This is a genomic window from Curtobacterium sp. NPDC090223, from assembly GCF_044746585.1.
Lineage (GTDB): Bacteria > Actinomycetota > Actinomycetes > Actinomycetales > Microbacteriaceae > Curtobacterium.
Genome location: NZ_JBIVCN010000008.1, coordinates 1 through 20670 on the forward strand (window position 1 = coordinate 1; position 20670 = coordinate 20670).

General features: G+C 66.1%; 25 protein-coding genes and 2 pseudogenes. 5 read left to right on the top strand and 22 right to left on the bottom strand.

The features are described from left to right. The 3 genes from ACIPJY_RS17495 to ACIPJY_RS17505 form a co-directional block, all read right to left on the bottom strand. On the bottom strand, positions 1 to 465 hold a 465-nt coding region (locus ACIPJY_RS17495; RefSeq protein ID WP_400468244.1), incomplete at its 3' end, for a hypothetical protein. A gap of 116 nt (positions 466 to 581) precedes the next feature. Next, complete coding sequence (locus ACIPJY_RS17500; RefSeq protein ID WP_400467501.1) at positions 582 to 1133, bottom strand: recombinase family protein; 552 nt, start codon at positions 1131 to 1133, stop codon at positions 582 to 584. Positions 1134 to 1219: 86 nt separating this feature from the next. Next, a complete protein-coding gene (locus ACIPJY_RS17505) occupies positions 1220 to 1873 on the bottom strand; it encodes an HAD family hydrolase (RefSeq protein ID WP_400467499.1) in 654 nt (217 codons plus the stop codon). A 126-nt stretch (positions 1874 to 1999) separates the two neighbouring features. Here ACIPJY_RS17505 and ACIPJY_RS17510 point away from each other — a divergent pair, with 126 nt between their 5' ends. After that, positions 2000 to 2233, top strand: a complete 234-nt coding sequence (locus tag ACIPJY_RS17510; protein ID WP_400467497.1) for a hypothetical protein — start codon at positions 2000 to 2002, stop codon at positions 2231 to 2233. Positions 2234 to 2421: 188 nt separating this feature from the next. Here the strand turns inward: ACIPJY_RS17510 and ACIPJY_RS17515 are convergent, their stop codons facing one another. Further along, positions 2422 to 2751 carry a hypothetical protein gene (locus tag ACIPJY_RS17515; RefSeq protein ID WP_400467495.1) on the bottom strand — a complete coding sequence of 110 codons (330 nt, stop codon included), beginning with the start codon at positions 2749 to 2751 and terminating at the stop codon, positions 2422 to 2424. Between the two features lie 54 nt (positions 2752 to 2805). Between ACIPJY_RS17515 and ACIPJY_RS17520 the strand changes: the two are divergent. Together ACIPJY_RS17520 and ACIPJY_RS17525 are read left to right on the top strand one after the other, a co-directional pair. Next, positions 2806 to 2883, top strand: a pseudogene (locus ACIPJY_RS17520) (hypothetical protein); the annotation flags it as partial. 282 nt (positions 2884 to 3165) lie between these two features. After that, positions 3166 to 3717, top strand: a complete 552-nt coding sequence (locus ACIPJY_RS17525; protein WP_400467493.1) for a hypothetical protein — start codon at positions 3166 to 3168, stop codon at positions 3715 to 3717. 185 nt (positions 3718 to 3902) lie between these two features. Here ACIPJY_RS17525 and ACIPJY_RS17530 read toward each other — a convergent pair whose 3' ends face one another. Both ACIPJY_RS17530 and ACIPJY_RS17535 read right to left on the bottom strand, forming a co-directional pair. Further along, a complete protein-coding gene (locus ACIPJY_RS17530) occupies positions 3903 to 4598 on the bottom strand; it encodes a hypothetical protein (protein WP_400467491.1) in 696 nt (231 codons plus the stop codon). A 108-nt stretch (positions 4599 to 4706) separates the two neighbouring features. Continuing rightward, positions 4707 to 5090, bottom strand: a complete 384-nt coding sequence (locus tag ACIPJY_RS17535) for a VOC family protein (protein WP_400467489.1) — start codon at positions 5088 to 5090, stop codon at positions 4707 to 4709. Positions 5091 to 5219: 129 nt separating this feature from the next. Between ACIPJY_RS17535 and ACIPJY_RS17540 the strand changes: the two genes are divergently transcribed. Further along, positions 5220 to 6146, top strand: coding sequence for a toll/interleukin-1 receptor domain-containing protein (locus ACIPJY_RS17540; RefSeq protein WP_400467487.1), 927 nt, complete (start codon positions 5220 to 5222; stop codon positions 6144 to 6146). 104 nt (positions 6147 to 6250) lie between these two features. Here ACIPJY_RS17540 and ACIPJY_RS17545 read toward each other — a convergent pair whose 3' ends face one another. From ACIPJY_RS17545 to ACIPJY_RS17565, 5 genes are all read right to left on the bottom strand, one after another. Beyond that, positions 6251 to 7063, bottom strand: a complete 813-nt coding sequence (locus ACIPJY_RS17545; protein ID WP_002857202.1) for an AAA family ATPase — start codon at positions 7061 to 7063, stop codon at positions 6251 to 6253. Beyond that, positions 7060 to 8454, bottom strand: coding sequence for a Mu transposase C-terminal domain-containing protein (locus ACIPJY_RS17550; RefSeq protein ID WP_126890095.1), 1395 nt, complete (start codon positions 8452 to 8454; stop codon positions 7060 to 7062). The genes ACIPJY_RS17545 and ACIPJY_RS17550 overlap by 4 nt, the downstream gene beginning before the upstream one ends. 6 nt (positions 8455 to 8460) lie before the next feature. Beyond that, positions 8461 to 9063 carry a recombinase family protein gene (locus ACIPJY_RS17555; protein WP_002857200.1) on the bottom strand — a complete coding sequence of 201 codons (603 nt, stop codon included), beginning with the start codon at positions 9061 to 9063 and terminating at the stop codon, positions 8461 to 8463. A gap of 140 nt (positions 9064 to 9203) precedes the next feature. Continuing rightward, entirely contained in the window at positions 9204 to 9788 is a 585-nt protein-coding gene (locus ACIPJY_RS17560) for a uracil-DNA glycosylase family protein (protein ID WP_058749365.1), read from the bottom strand. After that, a complete protein-coding gene (locus ACIPJY_RS17565) occupies positions 9785 to 10942 on the bottom strand; it encodes a TDT family transporter (RefSeq protein ID WP_126890094.1) in 1158 nt (385 codons plus the stop codon). The genes ACIPJY_RS17560 and ACIPJY_RS17565 overlap by 4 nt, the downstream gene beginning before the upstream one ends. Before the next feature lie 70 nt (positions 10943 to 11012). Here ACIPJY_RS17565 and ACIPJY_RS17570 point away from each other — a divergent pair, with 70 nt between their 5' ends. Then, positions 11013 to 11939, top strand: coding sequence for a LysR family transcriptional regulator (locus ACIPJY_RS17570; protein ID WP_002854169.1), 927 nt, complete (start codon positions 11013 to 11015; stop codon positions 11937 to 11939). Here the strand turns inward: ACIPJY_RS17570 and ACIPJY_RS17575 are convergent. The 11 genes and pseudogenes from ACIPJY_RS17575 to nrdH all read right to left on the bottom strand — a co-directional run bounded on the left by ACIPJY_RS17575 (position 11924) and on the right by nrdH (position 20410). Next, positions 11924 to 12412, bottom strand: coding sequence for a hypothetical protein (locus ACIPJY_RS17575; RefSeq protein ID WP_400467483.1), 489 nt, complete (start codon positions 12410 to 12412; stop codon positions 11924 to 11926). The genes ACIPJY_RS17570 and ACIPJY_RS17575 overlap by 16 nt on opposite strands. Positions 12413 to 12510: 98 nt before the next feature. After that, positions 12511 to 13206: pseudogene (locus ACIPJY_RS17580) on the bottom strand (phosphopyruvate hydratase); the annotation flags it as partial. Positions 13207 to 13348: 142 nt separating this feature from the next. After that, entirely contained in the window at positions 13349 to 13834 is a 486-nt protein-coding gene (locus ACIPJY_RS17585) for an inorganic diphosphatase (protein WP_002854167.1), read from the bottom strand. A 47-nt stretch (positions 13835 to 13881) separates the two neighbouring features. Next, positions 13882 to 14253, bottom strand: a complete 372-nt coding sequence (locus tag ACIPJY_RS17590) for a CrcB family protein (protein ID WP_002854166.1) — start codon at positions 14251 to 14253, stop codon at positions 13882 to 13884. Continuing rightward, positions 14250 to 14753, bottom strand: a complete 504-nt coding sequence (locus ACIPJY_RS17595; RefSeq protein WP_002854165.1) for a CrcB family protein — start codon at positions 14751 to 14753, stop codon at positions 14250 to 14252. Before ACIPJY_RS17595 ends, ACIPJY_RS17590 begins: the two co-directional genes overlap by 4 nt. Next, the gene (locus ACIPJY_RS17600; RefSeq protein WP_063718739.1) at positions 14750 to 15487 is read right to left on the bottom strand and encodes a 2,3-diphosphoglycerate-dependent phosphoglycerate mutase; all 738 of its coding nucleotides are present in this window, start codon (positions 15485 to 15487) and stop codon (positions 14750 to 14752) included. Before ACIPJY_RS17600 ends, ACIPJY_RS17595 begins: the two co-directional genes overlap by 4 nt. A gap of 5 nt (positions 15488 to 15492) precedes the next feature. Next, positions 15493 to 15999: a universal stress protein gene (locus ACIPJY_RS17605; protein ID WP_076693227.1), complete on the bottom strand. Its 507-nt coding sequence runs from the start codon at positions 15997 to 15999 to the stop codon at positions 15493 to 15495. 394 nt (positions 16000 to 16393) lie between these two features. Then, entirely contained in the window at positions 16394 to 17395 is a 1002-nt protein-coding gene (nrdF, locus tag ACIPJY_RS17610; RefSeq protein WP_400467480.1) for a class 1b ribonucleoside-diphosphate reductase subunit beta, read from the bottom strand. A 134-nt stretch (positions 17396 to 17529) separates the two neighbouring features. Continuing rightward, complete coding sequence (gene nrdE, locus ACIPJY_RS17615) at positions 17530 to 19635, bottom strand: class 1b ribonucleoside-diphosphate reductase subunit alpha (RefSeq protein WP_400467478.1); 2106 nt, start codon at positions 19633 to 19635, stop codon at positions 17530 to 17532. Between the two features lie 17 nt (positions 19636 to 19652). Beyond that, the gene (gene nrdI / locus ACIPJY_RS17620) at positions 19653 to 20069 is read right to left on the bottom strand and encodes a class Ib ribonucleoside-diphosphate reductase assembly flavoprotein NrdI (RefSeq protein ID WP_400467476.1); all 417 of its coding nucleotides are present in this window, start codon (positions 20067 to 20069) and stop codon (positions 19653 to 19655) included. 107 nt (positions 20070 to 20176) lie between these two features. Continuing rightward, positions 20177 to 20410: a glutaredoxin-like protein NrdH gene (nrdH, locus tag ACIPJY_RS17625; protein ID WP_022904483.1), complete on the bottom strand. Its 234-nt coding sequence runs from the start codon at positions 20408 to 20410 to the stop codon at positions 20177 to 20179. Positions 20411 to 20670 lie beyond the last annotated feature (260 nt).

A 20670-nucleotide genomic window follows, 5' to 3' on the forward strand; every position in this document is an offset into this window, starting at 1 on the left:
AATGTCGCGGGTGTGCTTGGCCTGCAAGCTGCTGCCGTTTGCCACTCGGAAGAGCGCGTCGAGACGTTCGTCCGCTCCGGGGTCGTCGGACCATTGACGTTGCCGCTCCTCGAAGCCGAGGAGATCAGGAAGGACCACTCGCGCTCCTGCATGCGCGAGTGCCAGGCCGTAGGCGAGGCTCGGGTCACCGGCGAGGCCGGCGGGCTCGCTCTTGCCGAGCGCGAACATTCCTGCGTGTTGGTGAACGGCGATAACGTCGACGCCGGAGTACTTGTGGGGCGTGATGAGGATGCATGGGATGGTGTCACCATCCGGGGTGTCGAGCTCGATGTGATCCCACCGGGTGGAGTTATTGAGTCGTAGGTGCTGGCGTCGGACCGCGGTCGGGTGGATGGTGCTTGGTTTCGGGATGGCGAGCAGATCGACAAGCTTCAATCGAGCGGAACCATCCTCGGCCTGCACCATGCGGGGACGCTATCAGCGCCGCCCGCTCTGCGATCGGCAATCGGACGCCGAACTATGCCATCGGCGTAGCTTTGAGCCGTCCCCCCCTTGGGGGCGAAGAGTCGGTGGTGGAGATGTCAAGCGTCGTGGTTCCGTCCGATGCCGAACAGTTCGGCTAGTTCCGCGACCGAGTGCGTGCCGGCTTCGTGCACCTCGAGGAGATGTCGTTGCTGTGCGGCACTGAGTTTGGGTTGGCGACCGCGAAGGTGCCCCTTTGCCTTGGCGACCTGCATCCCTTCGCGCGTCCGAGCTCGAATCAGGTCTGATTCGAACTCGGCCACCATCGCGAGGACGTTGAACAGCAGCCGACCAACGGGATCGTTCGGGTCGTGGACGGAACCACCGATGTTGAGCTTGACGTTCTTGGCGGTGAGCTCGTCGACGATGTCCTTCGCATCACGGAGGCTCCTGGCCAATCGGTCCAGCTTCGCGATCACCAGCGTGTCGCCGTCACGGCAGGACGCGAGCGCTTCGCGAAGACCGGGCCGCGAACGGTTCGTGCCGGTCAAGCCGTGATCGGTGTGGATATTGAGCGGGAGGACGCCGAGCCGTTCAAGCGCGATGCGTTGAGCGGTGAGGTCTTGTTCGTAAGTCGAGACGCGGGCGTACCCGATGAGGAGAGCGGTCATGACGCGAGGATCGGCTTGCGGCACCTGGTTCGCGTCATCTCATTCCCGGTCGGCTACCGGTCGTTCGCGCCGGACAGCGCCCGAGGTCAGTGCAGGGCGGCCTTCCACGTCTCGAGCCAGGGGATGATGTCGCGCAGGTCCTCTGTATCAACGGCAGCGGATGCCGCAGCCCGAGCCATCGCGCCGGCGTTCAGAGCGAGCGATGCGGGCAGGGCGTCGAATAGGGGTATGTCAGACCGACTGTCTCCGATGGCGCAGCAGTGCTCGATCGGGACACCGCGCGCCGCCGCGAGTTGGAGGGCGCGATCCCGCTTGTCGTGCTCGTTGAAGTGTTCCGCCACTGTGCCGCCGTAGTCGGTCCCAACGACGTAAATGCGCGGACCGCCGTTCGCGGTGAACCCGTGACGTTTCGCGATCGCTTCTGCAACGGGTTGCCAAGCGAGAGACGCGAGCACCGGCTCGACACCGTGCTCGACACACCAGCCAACCACAGCGTCGACACCGGCCATCAGCGGAAGCTCCTCGAGCCATGCGGCAACGGTTCGCGTCGGAGTTCCCCGCCATCCCTCTGCGTCGATGACGCTGACTTCCTCGTTTGTCAGCTCGCCCTCGGCGTACCGCTGCTCGGCGGCGTCGAGCGCAAGGGCATGTCCGAAGCGCTTGGCGAGGAAGCTGCTGCTCGACATGGACGGGACCAACGTGCCATCGATATCGAAGAAGACGATCCCCCGCGTGCTCATGCTCAGAGCGTAGTCAGGCGCACATCGCTTCCGCTGTCCCGCTAGCCGATCGGCTACCGGGACAGCATGGTTCGATCAGTCGTGCGCTCGCACCGGCGCGAAGTTCGAGGATAGGAAAAGCATCGGATGGCGAAGTTCTTCGATTCGCCTCATCCAGTCGCCGAGATGGGGCTCGGGGCTGTTTTCGTCATCATGGGCGTCGTCGTCGGACCGGTGGTCACGGCTCCGGACGATCGCGTGAACCAGGGGCCTCTGAACATGATTCCGACGCCGGTGCTGGTCGGTGTGCTCGTCGTATGTGGGGTCGTCGTGTTCGCGCAAGGACTCGGCACTTGGATCAAGCGGAAGCGCGGGAGGTAGGGGCCGGTCGAGGATCGGCTTTCGGACGACGCTCGTTCCGGCAGCCTGCATAGCCTTCGCGCGAGTCTGCAGCAGGTGCAAATGGTTGGTTGTGGGCTCTGCTGATGTTGCCGGTTGTCCTCGCCCTGGGTTCTACCGAGACCGCCGCAAGCGGCTGTGACCGTTCTGCGACCGGAGGACGGACAAGCTCACGGCGAGGCCTCCTTCGCCGCCGCGCGAATCGAACTCAAAAGGGACCGCTCGAACTCCGACAGAACCGGGTCGGGCGCGGACAGGCCACCCCGCCGAGCCCTGACGATCACGACCTCAGAGTCCCCATGCGGTGTCCGGCGGAACGCGAGCGAGATGACCTCGACGCGAGGAATCAAGACGCCCGAGCGTTGCGTGATTGTCGCCCCCTCGTCGTCGAGCTCGGAGACGGATGCGCGCGGAATCCGCGCCACGGCAGCCCTCACGACGCTGGGCACATCCCGCAGCACCACGTCGACGAGCGTGGAACCCCTCACGGCTGTTGTCACGCGTTCACCCAAGCACGTTGTCCCGTTATCGATCGATGATCGGACGCCGGAGGAGCTGCGCCGTCCCCATGGATGGCGGTGAGCGTCGTCGCGTGCTGCTTGGAGGCGCGGCGGCGTCGTCGGCCTTGCTGACAACCCGGGTCAGCGTCTCAATCTGGTCGCGCATACTCTCTTCCTCTCCCTCTCGTTGTTTTGCTGGGAAGGCGACTTGTCGCCGCTAGGACGGGAGAGAGGAGTTGGCGGCTTGCCGCTTGCGCGGAGCCTGGACGTCCGTACGCCGCCGAAGGCTTCACGGCGAAACAACGGGCCCGCAGGGCCGACAGTGCCGGTTCGCCGGCTCCCTCGGCCACTTGCGGCTCCGGGCCCCCACCCGGAAGCTCGGGATTGGTTCGACTAGCCGTTACGATCGCGAACGTGATCGACCTTGGGGACCTGCTGCTACGCGGCTTATTTGGATCGCTTGGACTCGGCGCCGTCGTGGCTCTCGTGCGGGCGACCTACATAGTTGTGACCCAGCGCGGTCCCCGGCGGCGCGTTGAAGCGGTGAAGCTGGCCCAGGAAACGCTCAAGGAGTTGCCCAATGAGCTCGAAGAGCGCAAGTTCATCGAGGTCCAGCGCGATCGGGAGCTCGCTGCTCTAGGAATTGCCATGGCTCGAGCACAGAAGCGAGCAGCCTTCTGGGAGTCGGCCGGAGGCAAACCCTTCGTGGCCCTTGTCGTGACGACAGCAGTTGTCCTTTTCGCATCAATCGCGGAGGCCGGCGTTCTTGCCTCACAGCCGGGCGATCAGAATCAGACGGCTGTGTGGTTCACCGTCGCCGGACTGGCCGTTTCTTTCGCCGGCAGCATCTCCGTGTTCATGGTGTTGCTGGCGCGGCTGGCCGGAGTGAAGCCCTCGGAGTGGCTCGTAGACTCCGGCCCTGCCGCCGTGTCTGCAGCTCTCGAAGTCCTACGCAAGATCAAGTGAGCGGTTGAACAGCGCCACGCGCACCCCTAATCGACTGCTTCCACACCGCCGGCAACGGAAGGGCCACGGTTCGTGTCGCCCCTGCGATGGGAGAACCAATAGGGCGAGTTCCCGTCGGATGACGTGTCCGGAGGCCGATCCGCTCTCGAGACGGCGCTTGAGGAAGGATGCCCTTTAGAGGAATGTCACAGAAGAGCGTCCGTGGCGACAACGAACTGGGCGGTGATGCTGATCGCCTCGTTCGCGAGGTCGCGCACCGGGCTCATCTTGCGTGCTCGTCTGGTTGGGATCCCCGGACCGGACGCCTGGAGATCGAGCTCGTGGACGATCTCGTTCCGCGCGATGAAGAAGTCGGCAAAGGTTGCGAGATTCGCGTCTGTAAAGGCACCTGAGGGTGCGATGCCGAGCGCGTTCCGCACCGCGCGCAGGTCCTTCTCCGTCTGCAGGCTGCCCTTCGTTATCGAGTCTACGTATTCGACGCGTAGAGCAGTGTCCGCGCTCGGCGCTCCGAGGATCCGCTGTGCCCTCTTGGGCTCTCCTCGCACCATCTCGGCGACGAACCGATTGAGCGATGTCTTTGTTGCAGGGTGCGACTCCAGGAGAGCGGTCAGGGCATCCCGGACTAGCTGTTTTAGAACGGCGTCGAGCCCCGCGCCCGCGAAAACGATGGCCGCCCGAAGCAGGTCTACTTCTCCGTGTTCTAGCCGCCGCACCGAAACCCCGCGAAGGATCTTCTGCTGGCGCGCGGCCTGCAGCGTGGCGAACAACCCCTGGACACTGTCGTGGGCACCCACAAGACGTCGAGCGGCTCCGGCGGTTTCCGGGTGAGTCGTCAACGCGAGCGGAAGCGGATCGAGTTCGAGGAGTCGGTTGGCGGGCACGTGATCGATCCTCGCATGTGTGATGTGCGAGCTGACTCGTCCGATGCGTCGGAAGGGCTGAACCGAGAACAGCGATTTCCGCTGGAAGGCTGTCCGATAGCCGGTCGGCTACCGAACGCTGGCCGGTGGCTGGATGAGGTCCCATGGCATGCCGGCGGGGTCCTCGAAGACCGCGACAGTGCCGTACGGCTCCCGGCGGGGCAGCTCGCGGAACCGAACTCCAGCGGCCACGAGCCGCTCGTGGGCTGCCGCAAAGTCGTCGGTTTCGAGGAAGAAGGCGACGTCACCTCCGGCCTGCTGACCGACCACGTCTGCAGCAGCCAACACCAGAACAAACCCGGTGCCGCCCTCTGGCGGCCCGACCACGACTCGACGCCAACCGCCTTCGTAGGTCTCGTCTTGGCGGACCGTGAAGCCGAGGCCCGCCGAGAAGAACCGGACCGCGTCATCCAGGTCCTGCACCAGGTACGTGACGTCCTGCAACCGGATCATGCAGTCACACTATCCGCGCGGTCCTTCAGTCCGGAATCAGCTGCAGGGCACCTCAGCTCGTTCCTGAGTCGGAATGACGGTGTATGAGATTCGACGTGGAGCAGCGACGACGTCATCTAGCCTTCACCTATGACGGTCTTCATCAGCTGGTCGGGCGAGCGCAGCAAGGCGGTTGCACATGTGTTCGCGAGCCACCTTGAGTACGTGATTCAAGGGCTGCCGACGTTCATGTCCGACAAAGACATCGCGTCCGGTGTGCAGTGGTTCCAGGAGATCAGTGACAAGCTCCGAGAGGCCACGTTCGGAATCATTTGTGTCACTCCGGACAACCTCGACAAGCCGTGGCTGAGCTTTGAAGCGGGCGCGCTCGGCAACCAGGCACCGCGATCACGTGTCGTTCCGGTCGCGGTGGGGCTGAGTAAGGAAGACCTGCCGTCGCCACTGAATGGGTTCAACGCTGTTGATCTGAACGAGGACGGGTTCGTCAGGCTGATCAAGTCGATTCATGAAGCACGCGACGTCGCCACTACCTGGCCGATCATCGAGTCGGCAGCCCGCCGCGAATGGCCAGACATCGCTAAGGAACTTGACGCAGTCCCTACCCCGGCCGTGGCGGTAGAAACCGAACGCCCCTTCGACATGGAGAGCGCCGTCAAAGAGATGCGTGGGCTGCTCCGAAACCTCGTCGATCAGCGGGACACACCCCGACCGCTCAGCGAACTCGAGGCGTTCGAAGCCCGAATCGCCGAGCAGGCCCGTCGGGACCTCCGACTTGGCACAGATGCGCGGTCCCAACGCTCTCGGTTCATTCGTGAGCACGCTATCTCGCCAGGCCTAGCAGCCGAACTCGCGAAGCCAAGTCTCGGATTGGTAGCTACAATCAACGGCCTGCTGGCTGACTACCTGCACGGCGACGAGTCGGCACGGGAGCGGCTTCTCGAGCTCGGTGTCGACCCCGATTCGACGTCACCACTTCGGGATCACGTCGCTGAACGGGCGGCGGCGGTCCAGAGGGCCGCAGCGGAGATCGAGGACGACCAGAAGCACGCCGACTAGCCTCAAACCGTCCGATAGCCGGTCGTACAACGAGCCGCTCCAGCCACACTGCCCTGTGAGCAGCTTCGCTCTGTGTCGCGGTTTTCGCTGCGTTCCGTGTCGGGTTAGGTGGTGCCGATGACGAGGGTGCTGCGGGCGGCTTCGACGACGTCGTTGGTGATGACGTCGAGCTCGTTGATCTTCAGGACACGTTGAATCTGTGGGAGGAGACGTTCGAGGAGACGGAAGTTGCCGCGGGTGATGCGTTCGACGGCGGCGATGGCTTGCGCGTCAGTGAAGTCGTCGGGGTCGAGGGTCTTGCCGAGCTTGCGCCATTGACGTTCGAGGACGAACAGCAGCTCGTCGTGGCCGAGGGGGCGGTACTGGTGGGCGAACCCGAGTCGGCTGTAGAGCTGTGGGTAGTGAGTGAACTGCTTCTCGATGCCGGGCATGCCGATCAGGATCATCGCGATGCCTGTTCGGTCGTACTGGTCGCGGAGCCACTCGATGGCGTTGCCGGTGAGGCGTTCGGACTCATCGATGATGATCAGCTCGAGCAGTGACGGGTTGGGGCCGTGCGCGTGGTCGACGTGGCCGCCGTGGAGGACGAGGTGTTCCTCGATGCAGCGTTCGGTGCGGATCATGTCGTGCCGGAGGTCCTCTTGCAGGGCGCGCATCGTCGCGGAGACCTCGGGCGTGTAGAAGACGGTCCGGGCGCGGTGGGCCGCGGCATAGATCTTGGTGTCGTCTTCACTGCGTGCGGCCCACCTGGCGATGAACGGGCCGATGCTGTCCCAGTGCGCGTAGCGGCGCGCTGAGAGGGTCTTGCCGACGCCGGCGGGCCCGAAGCAGACGCCGATGGTGTTCTGCTTCCGGACCGCGTCGGCAAACTCTGCGAACCGGCGGTGCTCCTTGGTGACGATGAACTGGCTCGTCATGACCGGTCCTCCTCGTAGGTCTTCAGTCGCGGCCGATCCGTCTCGACGGCTGCCGGTGTGGTGGTGTCGTCGAGTTTGGGACTGACGATCGCGATGCGTTCGTGGATCTGCCCGCGTAAAGCCCGGCGGTGAGCGTTCCTGGCGGCTTGGATCTGCTTGAGGCTGATCGTCTCGGTCTGGTGCTCGGTGCTGATCGCGGTGCAGAGGAACACGTCGCGGTGGAAGACGCGGATCTCGGTGACGTCGCGTGGGTCGTACCGGACACTCACGGTGCTACCGACGAACGGCGCGAGAGTGGCCGCGGTGTAGCGGAGGCCCTCGAAGTGGATGCCATCGCGCTGCACGACCCGCGTCGTGGGGACGGTGAGCAGGAACCCGTCGAGCTGTTCAAGGGACTTCGGGAGCCGTGGCAGCCACCCGTCTGCAATCCACGCGTGCAGTGGGCTCGTCCGGAGCTCGCGGTGGGTGCGGGCGTTGTAGCTGCGGATGAACGTGCTGATGGCACTGTCGACGCCGCCGAGATCCAGCGCCGGCGTCGGCGCCGAGGATCCGGCTGCGAAATGGCCGGGGAGCGTTGGGAGCAGTTCGGTGTTGATCGTGCCGAAGAACCGCTCGATCTTCCCGCGCCCCTGGGGCCGGGCGACCTGCGAGTGGATGATGCGGAGGTGCAGCACAGCGGCGGTGTCGCCGAGACGATGGCTGGTGAAGTCGGACCCGTGGTCCGTGTAGAGCACGTCCGGGATCCCGCAGACGGGCCAGTCCGGTTCCGGCTTGTGCCAGATCGCTTGGCGCAGCGCGAGCGCGGTGTTCGCCGCTGACGGGGCACCGAGGAACACCATGTACCCGCAGATCGCGCGGGAGTAGTCGTCGAGGATCACCGTCAACCACGGCCGTGCGGGCTTGCCGTCGGGCCCGACGATGAGCAGGTCAAGCATCGTGTGGTCCGCCTGCCAGATCGCGTTCGGGCGGTCCGCGCGACGTCGGAGCAGCAGCTCGTGTTTGTCACGGTATGACGCTGGCCCCTCGAGTGCGAGCGTCACCATTCCGGGATCGAGCCCGTTCACGATCGACCGCACGGCGGAGTACGACGGCGACGGCAGTCCCCGTTCAGCGCAGTGGACGCCAACCTGACGGTGAATGGTGGCGATCGACGGCCGCGGCTTGGTGAGCGCAAGCCCTTCGACCAGGCGGACGAGTTCCGGTGCTGTGCGTCGGACGCCATGGTCGGCGCGAGCGTCGTCGGCGAGGGCGGCGTATCCGCCTGTCCGGTAGCGGGCGAGCCAGCGTTGCAGGGTGCGCTCGGTGACGCCCGTGCTGCGGGCCAGAGTGGCAAGCGGGATTGCGTCCTCGACGTGCAGTCGAAGGATTCGCCACCGCTCGCTCGCGTCCATGACCGGCTACATCGTCGGTGAGGGCTTTGCGCGTCGGCGGGCGACGGGTTCGGCGTGCTTCGCGAGCGTCCGGTAGATGGTGGTGCGGCTGACGCCGAGGACATCGCCGATCTGCGCGACGGTCATGTCCTGCTGTTCGTAGAGCCGGCGTGCGGTGCGCACCTGGTCCGCGGAGAGCCGAGATGGTCGGCCGCCGGTTCTGCCGCGGGCTCGGGCGGCGGCGAGGCCGGCGTTGGTGCGTTCCTTGATGAGGTCCCGTTCGAACTCCGCCAGCGCAGCGAAGACGTGGAACACAAGCCGGCCACCGGGTGAGGTGGTGTCAATGGTCTCCTGCAGCGACCGGAACCCGATGCCGCGTTCGGCGAGTGCGTGCAGCTGGTCGATGAGGTGCCGGATGGATCGACCGAGCCGGTCGAGTCGCCAGACGACGAGAGTGTCGCCGGGGCGGAGCTGGTCGAGGAGCTTGTCGAGCTCGGGCCGGTGTTGCAGCGACCCGGACATGGTGTCGACGAACACGCGGTAGCAGCCGGCGGCGCCCAGCGCGTCGATCTGTAGCGACGCGTCCTGGTCGGTGGTGGACACGCGCGCGTACCCGAGGAGGTGACCCATGGAGAGAACGTAGCGAAACTCGACCAGGAGGGGTAGTGGCGGCACGTAGATTCCGGGATTGGGTTCCGTTACAAGACACGCCGCCTCACACGCTGCCGAACCGTCGGCACGGGCAGTTGTAGCGGAGTCGTTCGTATTTGCTACAGCCGGTGAGTCAGCGCCGCGAGCCGGAGCGCTCGGACGGAACGTCGTTGTTGTTCCGCGCGATGGCGGCCGTTGGCCGGAGAGGGGTGTGGTGCCGCGATGACGGGTACGAGTCGGGGGTGCTCGTCCAGGGTGAGGTGCCGCATGACTCCGTCGAGGGCGGCGGTACCGTACGTGACGATGGCATCGAGCACGGGGAGCACCTTGAGCAGAGTTTCGAGGGCGTGTCGCCCCTCGTCGATGTCCACAGGTCGGACGCGGCCGAGAATCTCCCACGGGATGAGGTTCCAGCGGAGGTAGTCGTTGCGTGCGAGTCCGGACTCGATGCGGGCTGCGCGGAACGCGGCCGCGGTCGGGCCCGGGTTGTCCTCGCTGCAGATCGCCGTGTGCGCTGCGGCGATCGTCTGGGGGCCGGGCGACTGCATGAGGACCAGGACGCGGCTGGATGTGCCGCCGGATCTCGGGTCGAAGTTCGGGACGAACCGCCGTGAACCGTCGGGTGCGGTGCGCCATGCCTCGGCGAGGGCGTTCAGGGATCGAACGTCCGCGACCTCGTCCGCGAGTTCGTCGGGGGTGCTCATGCCGGCTGTGGTGGTGCGAGGAGTGTGCCGCGGATGACGGAGCCGTGGAAGGTGCGGACGGCAACGGTGATCCACGCGGCGACGAGGCCCACGTAGTAGACGACTGCGAGGACGGCGACGACGGTGAGTCCGGAGTGCAGGGCCAGGCCGTTCAGGCCGGTGACGCAGGTGCCGACGGGGAACGTGAATGACCACCAGGTCAGGCTGAACGGCAGGTGTTCGCGGGCGGTGCGGATGGTGATGGCGAGGGCGATGACGGTCCACAGCAGCGCGAAGCCGAGCATCGCGAACCCGTACACCAGCGCCACGACCAGCAGTGCGTGGGCGGTCGACGCGTCGACGACGGCGGGGGCGTTCGATGCGAGGAGGTTTACCGCGGTGATGGACTGTCCGACCGGTCCGAGGACGATCCACAGGGTCGGCACCATACCGGCGGCACCGACCTTGTGTTGCGCGAGACGGTTCCAGATCAGCGTAATGACGACCAGGGACGTGATGAGGCTGAGGCCGAAGAAGCCGTAGCAGGACCACAGCAGGGTCTCCCGTGCCTGCCCGTCGGGGGCATACGGCAGGAGGAGCGCACCGGTCGAGGCGGACACCATCGGCGGGACGATCGGCATCAGCCAGCCGCCGAACGCGGATTCGGGCGTGTTCTCGTGGCGGGTGAACGCCAGGTACGGCACCAGGACCGCGGTGAGCAGGCCGCCGATGGTGCCGATGGTCCAGAGGACCCAGTCGACGGTGACGGCGGCGGGGAGGCCGATCCAGTCCTTGCCGAGGAGGATCGTGCCGGCGCCGACGGTGAGGAACGCCATGGGCGGTGCGCCGTAGAAGTGGGAAATCACCGGGTTGAGGTGGTGCTTCGCTGCGGTGCTCCGGTAGCGGACCCAGTGCAGGACCGTCGCGATGGTGAGGGCGACGAGCAGGACCGCCGCGATCGCCCAGACGACCGTCGCCGCCGTGCGCAGACCGGGGAACTGCAGCGGTAACGACGCGGCCGCGACGGCGACGATCCCGGTCCCCATGATCGACGCGAACCAGTTCGGGGTCAGGTTCGACACGATCAGGCCGGGCCGCTCCAGCTCCCGGAACAGCCGCCGGTCGCGCACACCGTGCTCAGAGGCTGCGGGTGCGTGGGCGAGGTGAGCGGACATGCACCCATCGTGCGCGTGTGCCCCGTGGTTCGGGAACGGCGGACTCGTTGGCAGGGCACAATGGTTGCTTGTGGCACTGCGGCGGTTGACGGACCGGATCCTGGACCTCGACACCCTCGAGGTCCTCGTCCGCGTCGCGGAGACCGGGTCGTTGACCCGCGCGGCCGAGGTGTTGGGGGTGACACAGCAGGCGGTGTCTGCGCGCTTGCGTGCGGCGGAGCAGGCGACCGGTCAGCCGCTGGCGCACCGGACGGCATCCGGGACCGCGCTGACCGACGCCGGCCGGGTGGTGCTCGGTCTCGCCGTCCCGGTGTTGGAGGCCTCCCGGCGGCTTGAAGCAGGCGTCGCCGCGCTGCGGGAACCGGCGGGATCCCTCGTGATCGCAGCGTCGCAGACGATCGCCGAACTCCTGCTGCCCGGATGGCTGCTCACCCACCGTGCTGCCACGCCGGATGCGTCGGTGCGTTTGATCGCGGGGAACTCCGCCGACGTGACCGACCTCGTCCGTTCCGGCGCTGCCGACGTCGGGTTCACGGAGACTCCTGCTGCGCCGATTGGCCTCTCATCGTTGGTGGTCGATGAGGACGAACTCGTGGTCGTCGTCGCCCCGCACCATCCTTGGGCAAGCGCTTCGGCCATCACCTCGGATGACCTCGCGGAGACGCCCCTGCTGCTCCGTGAGGAAGGGTCCGGCACCCGCTCCACGGTCGAAGCGTGGCTCGACGACGCGGGTCTGACCCTGGTCCCGCCGGCTGCAGTGCTGGAAACGACTGGCATCATCCGCGCCAACGCTCGAGCGGGCATCGCGCCCGCGGTGATGAGTCTCCGCACCGTCGACACTGACCTCGAAGACGGTGCCCTCGTCCGGGCGCTACTGCTCGGCCCGCCACTGATCCGGCCGCTGCGAGCGATCTGGTCAGGCCGCCCGGGGCCCGCTGTGACGGCGTTCCTGGACACTGCTCGCAGCTCGAGTACCGGTGGTCAGATCAGTCCGTAGGGCAGCTCCGGGTGCTGCTCGGCGATCTCGGTGAGCCGGTTGTACTTCGCGACGCGTTCCCCGCGGCCGGGTGCGCCGGACTTGATCTGCCCGGTGCCGGTCCCGACAACGAGGTCCGCGATGAACGTGTCCGTGGTCTCCCCAGAACGGTGGGAGACCATGCTGGCCATCCCGATGCTCTTGGCGGTGGCGATCGCGCCGAGGGTCTGGGAGACGGTCCCGATCTGGTTCGGCTTGATCAGTGCCGCGTTCGTCAGCTGCTGCTCGCCGCCGTCGCGGATCCGCTGTGGGTCGGTGACGTAGAGGTCGTCGCCGACGATCTGGATCCGGTCGCCGAGCGCCGCTTGCATGCGGCGGAACCCCTCATGGTCGTCTTCCGCGAACCCGTCTTCGATGCTCCGGATCGGATACGTGTCGATGAGGTGCCGGTAGTAGTCGACCAGCCCGTCCCGGTCGAGGCTGTCGTTGAGCACCCGGTAGGAGCCGTCGCCCTGGGAGAACTCGTTCGCGGCCGGATCGCGTCGACGAGCAGGTCGAGCGCTTCCTCGGGCGCAGCGATCGACGGTGCGAAACCGCCCTCGTCGCCGAGGCCGAGGCTGCCGAACCGGTCCCGAACCAGCGCCGCGAGAGCGTGGTACACGTCTGCGCCGATTCGGACGGCGTCTGCCATCGAGCCTGCGTTGACGGGAGCGATCATGAACTCCTGGAAGTCCAGCTCGTTCGCTGCGTGCGCGCCGCCGTTGAGGACGTTGAAGTGCGGGACCGGCATCCGCGGCGTCGAGCCGGTGATCTCAGCGATCCACTGCCAGAGCGGGAGGTCCGCGGCATGGGCGAGGGCCCTGGATGCGGCGATTGAGGTGGCGACAACGCTGTTCGCGCCGAGCCGGCGGTACCCGGTGGTGCCGTCGAGTTCGGCAAGGGCGGCGTCGACCTGCCCGATCGCCGACCACGACCGGCCGGTGAGGAGCCCTGAGATGTCGGTGTCGATCAGGTGGAGCGCCTGGGTGACGTCGCGGCCGCCGAACGCGGAACCGCCGTCGCGGAGCTCGACGGCTTCGTGGGCGCCGGTGGATGCGCCCGCGGGGGCGTCCCCGGTGACGGTGCGGCCGTCGTCGAGCTCGAGGGACACGCGGACGGTCGGGTAGCCGCGGGAGTCGAGGATGCGGGCGCCGTGGACGGCGTCGATGGTGACGGGGTGGTCGTGGTGGGTGACGTACTCACCCTGATGGGCTCCGTGGTGGTGGATGCCGCTGATGTAGTCGTTCATGGTGACGCTCCTTCGGTTCGGTTCGGGTCATGCGTCGAGCTGGTCTGTGGTTGGAAGGGGAAGCCGCGGGGAGGCGGAGGGACGACCTGCTGGCGATCACTCTGCGCCAGTGCCTCCCCGCGGCAGTCTGTGGACCCGTGGGTCACGGGTGTCGGGTGTGGGCGTTCTGTGCGGTGCGGATGACGGCTTCGGCAGCAGCACGGTCGGCCCACCCGTTGGTGGTGACGTGCTTGCCGTGCTCGATCTCCTTGTAGTGGGCGAAGAAGTGCTCGATCTCCGCCAGCGTGTGTTCCGGCACATCGGTGATGTCCCGCAGCTGCGCGAAGCGGTCGTCGCCAGCGGGAACGGTGAGGATCTTGTCGTCGCCGCCGTTCTCGTCGACCATGCGCAGCATCCCGACCGGCCGGACCGTGATGACGACGCCGGGGAACGTGGGACGGGGCAGGAGCACCAGGGCGTCGAGGGGGTCGCCGTCATCGCCGAGGGTGTTGTCGATGGAGCCGTAGTCCTGGGGGAACACCATGCTGGTGAACACCGCCCGGTCGAGCCGGATCCGGCCGGTGGTGTGGTCGACCTCGTACTTGTTGCCGCTGCCGCGGGGAATCTCGATCGTGACGTCGAACAGCATGGGTACCTCCGGTGCTGGAGCGGGTGTGTGGTCAGTGAGTGGGGTGGTCACAGGGTGCCGCCGAGGAGGATGCCGGCGGTCGCGGCGGCGACGGAGACGACGAGCATTCCGAGACCGTTGATCGCGGCGGCGGTGATCCGTCCGCTGCGGGCGAGGCGGACGGTTTCGAAGCTGGCGGTGCTGAACGTGGTGTAGCCGCCCATCACCCCGGTGCCGAGGACCGCGACCGGCACCGCGCCGAGGTGCGTGGCGGCGCCGACGATGATCCCCAGCAGCAGCGACCCGGTGATGTTGATCGTCAGCGTGCCGACGGGGAGCCGGAACTCCCGGCCGGTGTTGATCAGCCCGTCGAGGAGGAACCGACCGGCAGCGCCGGCACCGCCACCGAGGGCGACGACGACGATGAGGGCGGCGTTCATGCTTCCTCCGTTCGGGGACGGAACCAGCCGGCGACGACGAGACCGCAGGCGGTCGCGATCGCGCCGGATAGGACAGTGAGGAGCGCGTAGCCGGTGCCAGCGAGGCCGTGGCCGTCGAGGAACAGGGCGGCGGTGGACTCGGCGAGGGTGCTGTAGGTGGTGAACCCGCCGAGGACCCCTGTCCCGAGGAGCAGCCGCAGCACCCTCCGGCGACCGGCATCGGGCCCACGGTGCGCGAGCGCTTCCAACAGCACACCGAGGGCCAGCGCCCCGGTGATGTTGATCCAGAAGATCGACCAACTCACCCCGCCATCGGCAGGGAGCACGCTACTGATGACGTCGCGGAGGGCAGTACCGCCGGCCCCACCGACGGCGACGAGGCCGACGTACCGCCACCGCAGATGCACCGGCCGCATGGTCGTTGCCGGGTCGGAGACGTCGACGTCCGGGTCGGGAGGGAGCTGGTCGTCGGGCATCGGGGTGTCCGTTCGGGTGGTCATGTTCCGCCTTCTGCCGCGACCAGCGCCGCGGCGTGCTGTGCTGCTACCGGATCCAGGAACGCCCCACCCCGCGGGACGAGAGCACCCGTCGGGGCGAGGTGGTACTGCACGGGTTGCCCGGTCGGCAGGTTGAGCTGCTCGAGCTCCGGGTCGGTGAGGTCGTCGATGCATGCGCAGAGTGCGCGGAGCGAGTTCCCGTGCGCGACGACGAGGACGCTCCGCCCTGACCGCACCATCGGCAGGAGCCGGTCGTGCAAGACGGGGCGGACCCGCTTGATGACGTCCGAGAGTGCCTCGGTGCGTCGGAGGGCGCCGTCGGGCAGGCCGCGCAGCGCGGAGCTCGACCGCAGTTCCTCCCACAGGTGCAGCGACATCGGTGGCGGTGTGCCGGTACGGGACCTGCGGAGCCGCACGTACTCGTCGTCACCGAGCATCCGACGGGCGTCGGTCTTCGTCATCCCGGTCAGGGCACCGTAGTTGCGTTCGTTGAGCTGCCACACCGCTTCCGTGGGCAGCTGTGTCCCGAGGGCGTCGCAGACCAGTTCGGCGGTGCGGACGGCACGGCGCAATGTGGAGGTGACCACGACGTCCGGCGTGATGTGGTTCGACCGGAGGAGCTGTCCGGCTGCGGATGCTTGCCGTTCGCCGCGGTGCGTGAGCGGGACGTCGAGGAGCCCGGTGAAGGTGCCGGCTTCGTTCGCGGTGCTCTCCCCATGCCGCAGGAGCGTCAGCATGCCCGTCACGGGGCTTCCGACGGGAGGAGGACGGTGGCGCCGACCGGGTCGTGCGGGACGACCAGTATCGGCCGGTGCTGCTGATGCGTCAGGTGCGCGGCGACGGACCCGGTGAGCAGTTCCGCTATCCGGCGTCGGCCAGCCTGGGATCCGACGACGATCATCACCGCGTCACGTTCCTCAGCCACCGCAGCGAGTGCGTGACTCGGGTCCCCGACGCGGGAGACGAAGTCCACGTCGACCGATCGCGCCGCAGCAAGATCTCTGATGACCCGCATGTCTTCGTCGGGGAGCTGCTGCGGGTCGCTGTCCGCCGTGTCCGGGTCGATCGGTTCGATGATCTCCGACCCGTCCGCACGCACCCCCGCTGACAGCAGCGCCGGATCGACGACCACACACACCAGGCGGGCGCTGAAGCGTTCAGCGACGGCAGCCGCGACACCGACGACGTCGTGCCCCTGCCCGGACTGCACACCGACCACGACAACACCGGCAGTGCTCGACTCGACCATGACATCTCCCTACCTCAGGCGCACAGAAGCGCAACCAGCTGAGATAGGGACTGTTGTCGACGAGTGTCGAGGTTGGGTCCGGCAAGCCCCACTGCCGGGTCCGAAGACACCACCAGTATGCACCCACCACCCCATGCCCGCACCGACGATCTTCCGCACCTCGAGAACCGGTCCGCTTCGTGACGCGGGACGACAGGGAGAGAAGCTTGAAGGGCGACACTGAGCGGAGCTGCTCACAACACTGCCCTTCGTGCAGTCGTGGCGTCTCACATAGGCCGTCCGAGGTGAATCTCGATCAAGGGACGCTATCCGGCCACCTCCGCGTCGGTGCGACGGAACGAAGAACGCCCCGCCGGCCGAAGCCAGCGGGGCGTCCCCATGGATCAGACCAGGATCAGAAGTCCCAGTCCTCGTCCTCAGTGCTCTCCGCCTTGCCGATGACGTACGACGAGCCCGACCCCGAGAAGAAGTCGTGGTTCTCGTCCGCGTTGGGCGACAGCGCCGACAGGATCGCCGGGTTCACGTCCGTCGTCTCCTTGGGGAACATCGGCTCGTAGCCCAGGTTCATCAGCGCCTTGTTGGCGTTGTAGTGCAGGAACTTCTTGACGTCCTCGGTCAGCCCGACCTGGTCGTAGAGGTCCTGCGTGTACTGCACCTCGTTCTCGTACAGCTCGAACAGCAGGCTGAACGTGTAGTCCTTGATCTCCTGCTTGCGCTCTTCCGAGGCGCCCTCGAGCCCCTTCTGGAACTTGTACCCGATGTAGTACCCGTGGACGGCTTCGTCGCGGATGATCAGGCGGATCAGGTCAGCGGTGTTGGTGAGCTTCGCGCGCGAGGACCAGTACATCGGCAGGTAGAAGCCGGAGTAGAACAGGAACGACTCGAGCAGCGTCGACGCGACCTTGCGCTTCAGGGGGTCGTCACCGGTGTAGTAGTCGAGGACGATCTGCGCCTTCTTCTGCAGGTTCGCGTTCTCGGTCGACCAGCGGAAGGCATCGTCGATCTCGGGCGTCGACGCCAAGGTCGAGAAGATCGACGAGTAGCTCTTGGCGTGCACCGACTCCATGAACGCGATGTTCGTGTAGACGGCTTCCTCGTGCGGGGTGATCGCGTCGGGGATCAGGCTGATGGCGCCGACGGTGCCCTGGATCGTGTCGAGGAGCGTCAGACCCGTGAACACGCGCATGGTGAGCTGCTGTTCTTCGGGGGTGAGCGTGTTCCACGACTGCACGTCGTTCGACAGCGGCACCTTCTCGGGGAGCCAGAAGTTGTTGACGAGGCGGTTCCAGACCTCGACGTCCTTCTCGTCCGGGATGCGGTTCCAGTTGATGGCGCTGACCGCACGGATCAGCGGGATGGCCTTGCCCGTGGCGTGGACCGGGTCGGTGAGAGTCATTGCGTTCTTCCGGAAGTGATGGATCGGAACGGGAGTCGGACTGGAGGCTCGGGGCGGGCTCGCCACGAGCCTCCAGTCCGGTGGGTGGTCGCGTCAGCGGCTGAGACGACGCAGCATGCACGACGCCGGAGGCGTCACAGCATGCACGAAACGCAGCCCTCGACCTCGGTGCCCTCGAGGGCGAGCTGGCGCAGACGGATGTAGTAGATCGTCTTGATGCCCTTGCGCCATGCGTAGATCTGCGCCTTGTTGATGTCGCGCGTGGTGGCGGTGTCCTTGAAGAACAGCGTCAGGGACAGGCCCTGGTCCACGTGCTGCGTCGCCGCGGCGTACGTGTCGATGATCTTCTCCGGGCCGATCTCGTACGCGTCCTGGTAGTAGTCCAGGTTCTCGTTCGTCATGAACGGCGCCGGGTAGTAGACGCGACCGAGCTTGCCTTCCTTGCGGATCTCGATCTTCGACGCGATCGGGTGGATCGACGAGGTGGAGTGGTTGATGTACGAGATCGAACCGGTCGGCGGGACGGCCTGCAGGTTCTGGTTGTAGATGCCGTGCTCCTGGATCGACGCCTTCAGCTCGGCCCAGTCGGCCTGCGTCGGGATGGCGATGTCGGAGTCGGCGAAGAGCGCTGCGACACGAGTGGTCGCCGGCTCCCATGCGGCGTCGGTGTACTTGTCGAAGAACTCACCCGACGCGTACTTCGAGTCGCGGAAGCCGTCGAAGGTCTCCCCCGTCTCGATGGCGATCTTGTTCGAAGCACGCAGGGCGTGGAACAGCACCGTGTAGAAGTAGATGTTCGTGAAGTCGATGCCCTCTTCGGAGCCGTAGTACACGTGCTCACGAGCCAGGTAACCGTGCAGGTTCATCTGGCCGAGGCCGATGGCGTGCGACTTGTCGTTGCCGTCCTCGACGGAACGCACCGAGTTGATGTGCGACATCTGCGAGACCGAGGTCAGGCCGCGGATCGCCGTCTCGATGGTCTTGCCGAAGTCCGGCGAGTCCATGGTGAGCGCGATGTTCAGCGAGCCGAGGTTGCAGGAGATGTCCTTGCCGATCTCCTTGTACGAGAGGTCCTCGTTGAAGGTGGTCGGGGTGTTGACCTGCAGGATCTCCGAGCACAGGTTGGACATGTTGATCCGGCCCTTGATCGGGTTGGCCTTGTTCACCGTGTCCTCGAACACGATGTACGGGTAGCCCGACTCGAACTGGATCTCCGCGATGGTCTGGAAGAAGTCGCGCGCCTTGATCTTCGTCTTCTTGATGCGCGAGTCGTCGACCATGGCGCGGTAGTTCTCGGAGATCGGGACGTCACCGAACGGGACACCGTAGACCTTCTCGACGTCGTACGGCGAGAAGAGGTACATGTCCTCGTTGTTCTTCGCGAGCTCGAACGTGATGTCCGGCACGACGACGCCGAGGGACAGCGTCTTGATGCGGATCTTCTCGTCGGCGTTCTCGCGCTTGGTGTCGAGGAACCGCATGATGTCCGGGTGGTGCGCCGACAGGTACACGGCACCGGCACCCTGACGGGCACCGAGCTGGTTGGCGTACGAGAAGGAGTCTTCCAGCAGCTTCATCACGGGGATGATGCCCGAGGACTGGTTCTCGATCTGCTTGATCGGGGCGCCGGCCTCACGGATGTTGGAGAGCAGCAGGGCCACGCCGCCGCCGCGCTTCGAGAGCTGCAGCGAGGAGTTGATCCCGCGCGAGATCGACTCCATGTTGTCCTCGATGCGCAGGAGGAAGCAGGAGACGAGTTCGCCGCGCTGTGCCTTCGCGGTGTTGAGGAAGGTCGGGGTAGCGGGCTGGAAGCGGCCGGCGATGATCTCTTCGACCAGGTCGATCGCGAGTTGCTCGTTGCCCTGGGCAAGGCCGAGGGCGGTCATCACGACGCGGTCCTCGAAGCGCTCGAGGTACCGCTTGCCGTCGAACGTCTTGAGCGTGTACGAGGTGTAGTACTTGAACGCGCCGAGGAAGGTCTGGAACCGGAACTTCTTCGAGTACGCCAGGTCGTTGAGACGCTGGATGAAGTCGAGCGAGTACAGGTCGATGGTCGCCTGCTCGTAGTACTCGTTCTCCACCAGGTAGTCGAGCCGCTCCTTCAGGTTGTGGAAGAAGACGGTGTTCTGGTTGACGTGCTGCAGGAAGAACTGCTTGGCGGCTTCACGGTCCTTGTCGAACTGGATGTTGCCGTCCGCGTCGTAGAGGTTGAGCATCGCGTTGAGGGAGTGGTAGTCCATCCCCGTCGTCGGCGACGTCAGATCGACGTCTGCAACTGCTGCGTCCAAAATGCATCCAATCCTGAGTTGACCGCCGACACATCGTCAGGCGTTCCGAAGAGTTCGAAGCGGTAGAGCACGGGCACGTGGCACTTCTGTGCGACCACGTCACCCGCGAGGCCGTAGGCCTCACCGAAGTTCGTGTTCCCGCCCACGATGACGCCCCGGATCAGTGACCGGTTGCGTTCGTCGTTGAGGAACTTGATGACCTGCTTGGGGACCGCTCCCTCGCCGTTCCCGCCCCCGTAGGTGGGCAGGACGAGGACGTACGGTTCGTCCGCGTGCAGGAACGGTTCGCTCGGGTAGAGCGGGATCCGGTCCGCGTCGCGACCGAGCTTCTCGACGAAACGTGCGGTGTACCCGGACACGCTCGAGAAGTAGACGAGTCGGCTCATGGTGCGCTCCTTCGCCGAGGTGCGGACTGACGGACCGGAGGTGTCCGTGGGTGGTGAGTCGAGCCTCCTGATCGAGTTCGGGTCACCACCCGACGGACGGGACGCGACTACGCGAGTTCGGCGCTGAGCGTCGCGATCTTGTCGGGGCGGAAGCCCGACCAGTGGTCGTCGTCCGTCACGACGACGGGGGCCTGCAGGTAGCCGAGGCTCTTGACGTGCTCGAGCGCGGCTTCGTCGGTGGAGACGTCGTGGACCTCGTACTGGATCCCCTTGTTGTCGAGCGCCCGGTACGTCGCGGTGCACTGGACACAGGACGGCTTGGTGTAGACGGTGACGGCCATGTTCTCCCCTTGGTCAGGTGGTGCTGTTGGTGGTGCGTTTCGTGCTGCTGCTGAAGCCTTCCGGCCCTCGCGATGGGCGAGTGTGATCCGGCCTGTCGATACTACATCTAGTGGCCGACACCGGAAGCGACCACAAGAGGAAGTGTTACAGCCCTGTAGTTCTCCACAACGCTGTCCACACTGTGAACACTCCCGATCGGCCTCCGAGAGGCCCGGTTTTCCGCCACTCTGCACCCCACCACCGACATCCCTCCACACCC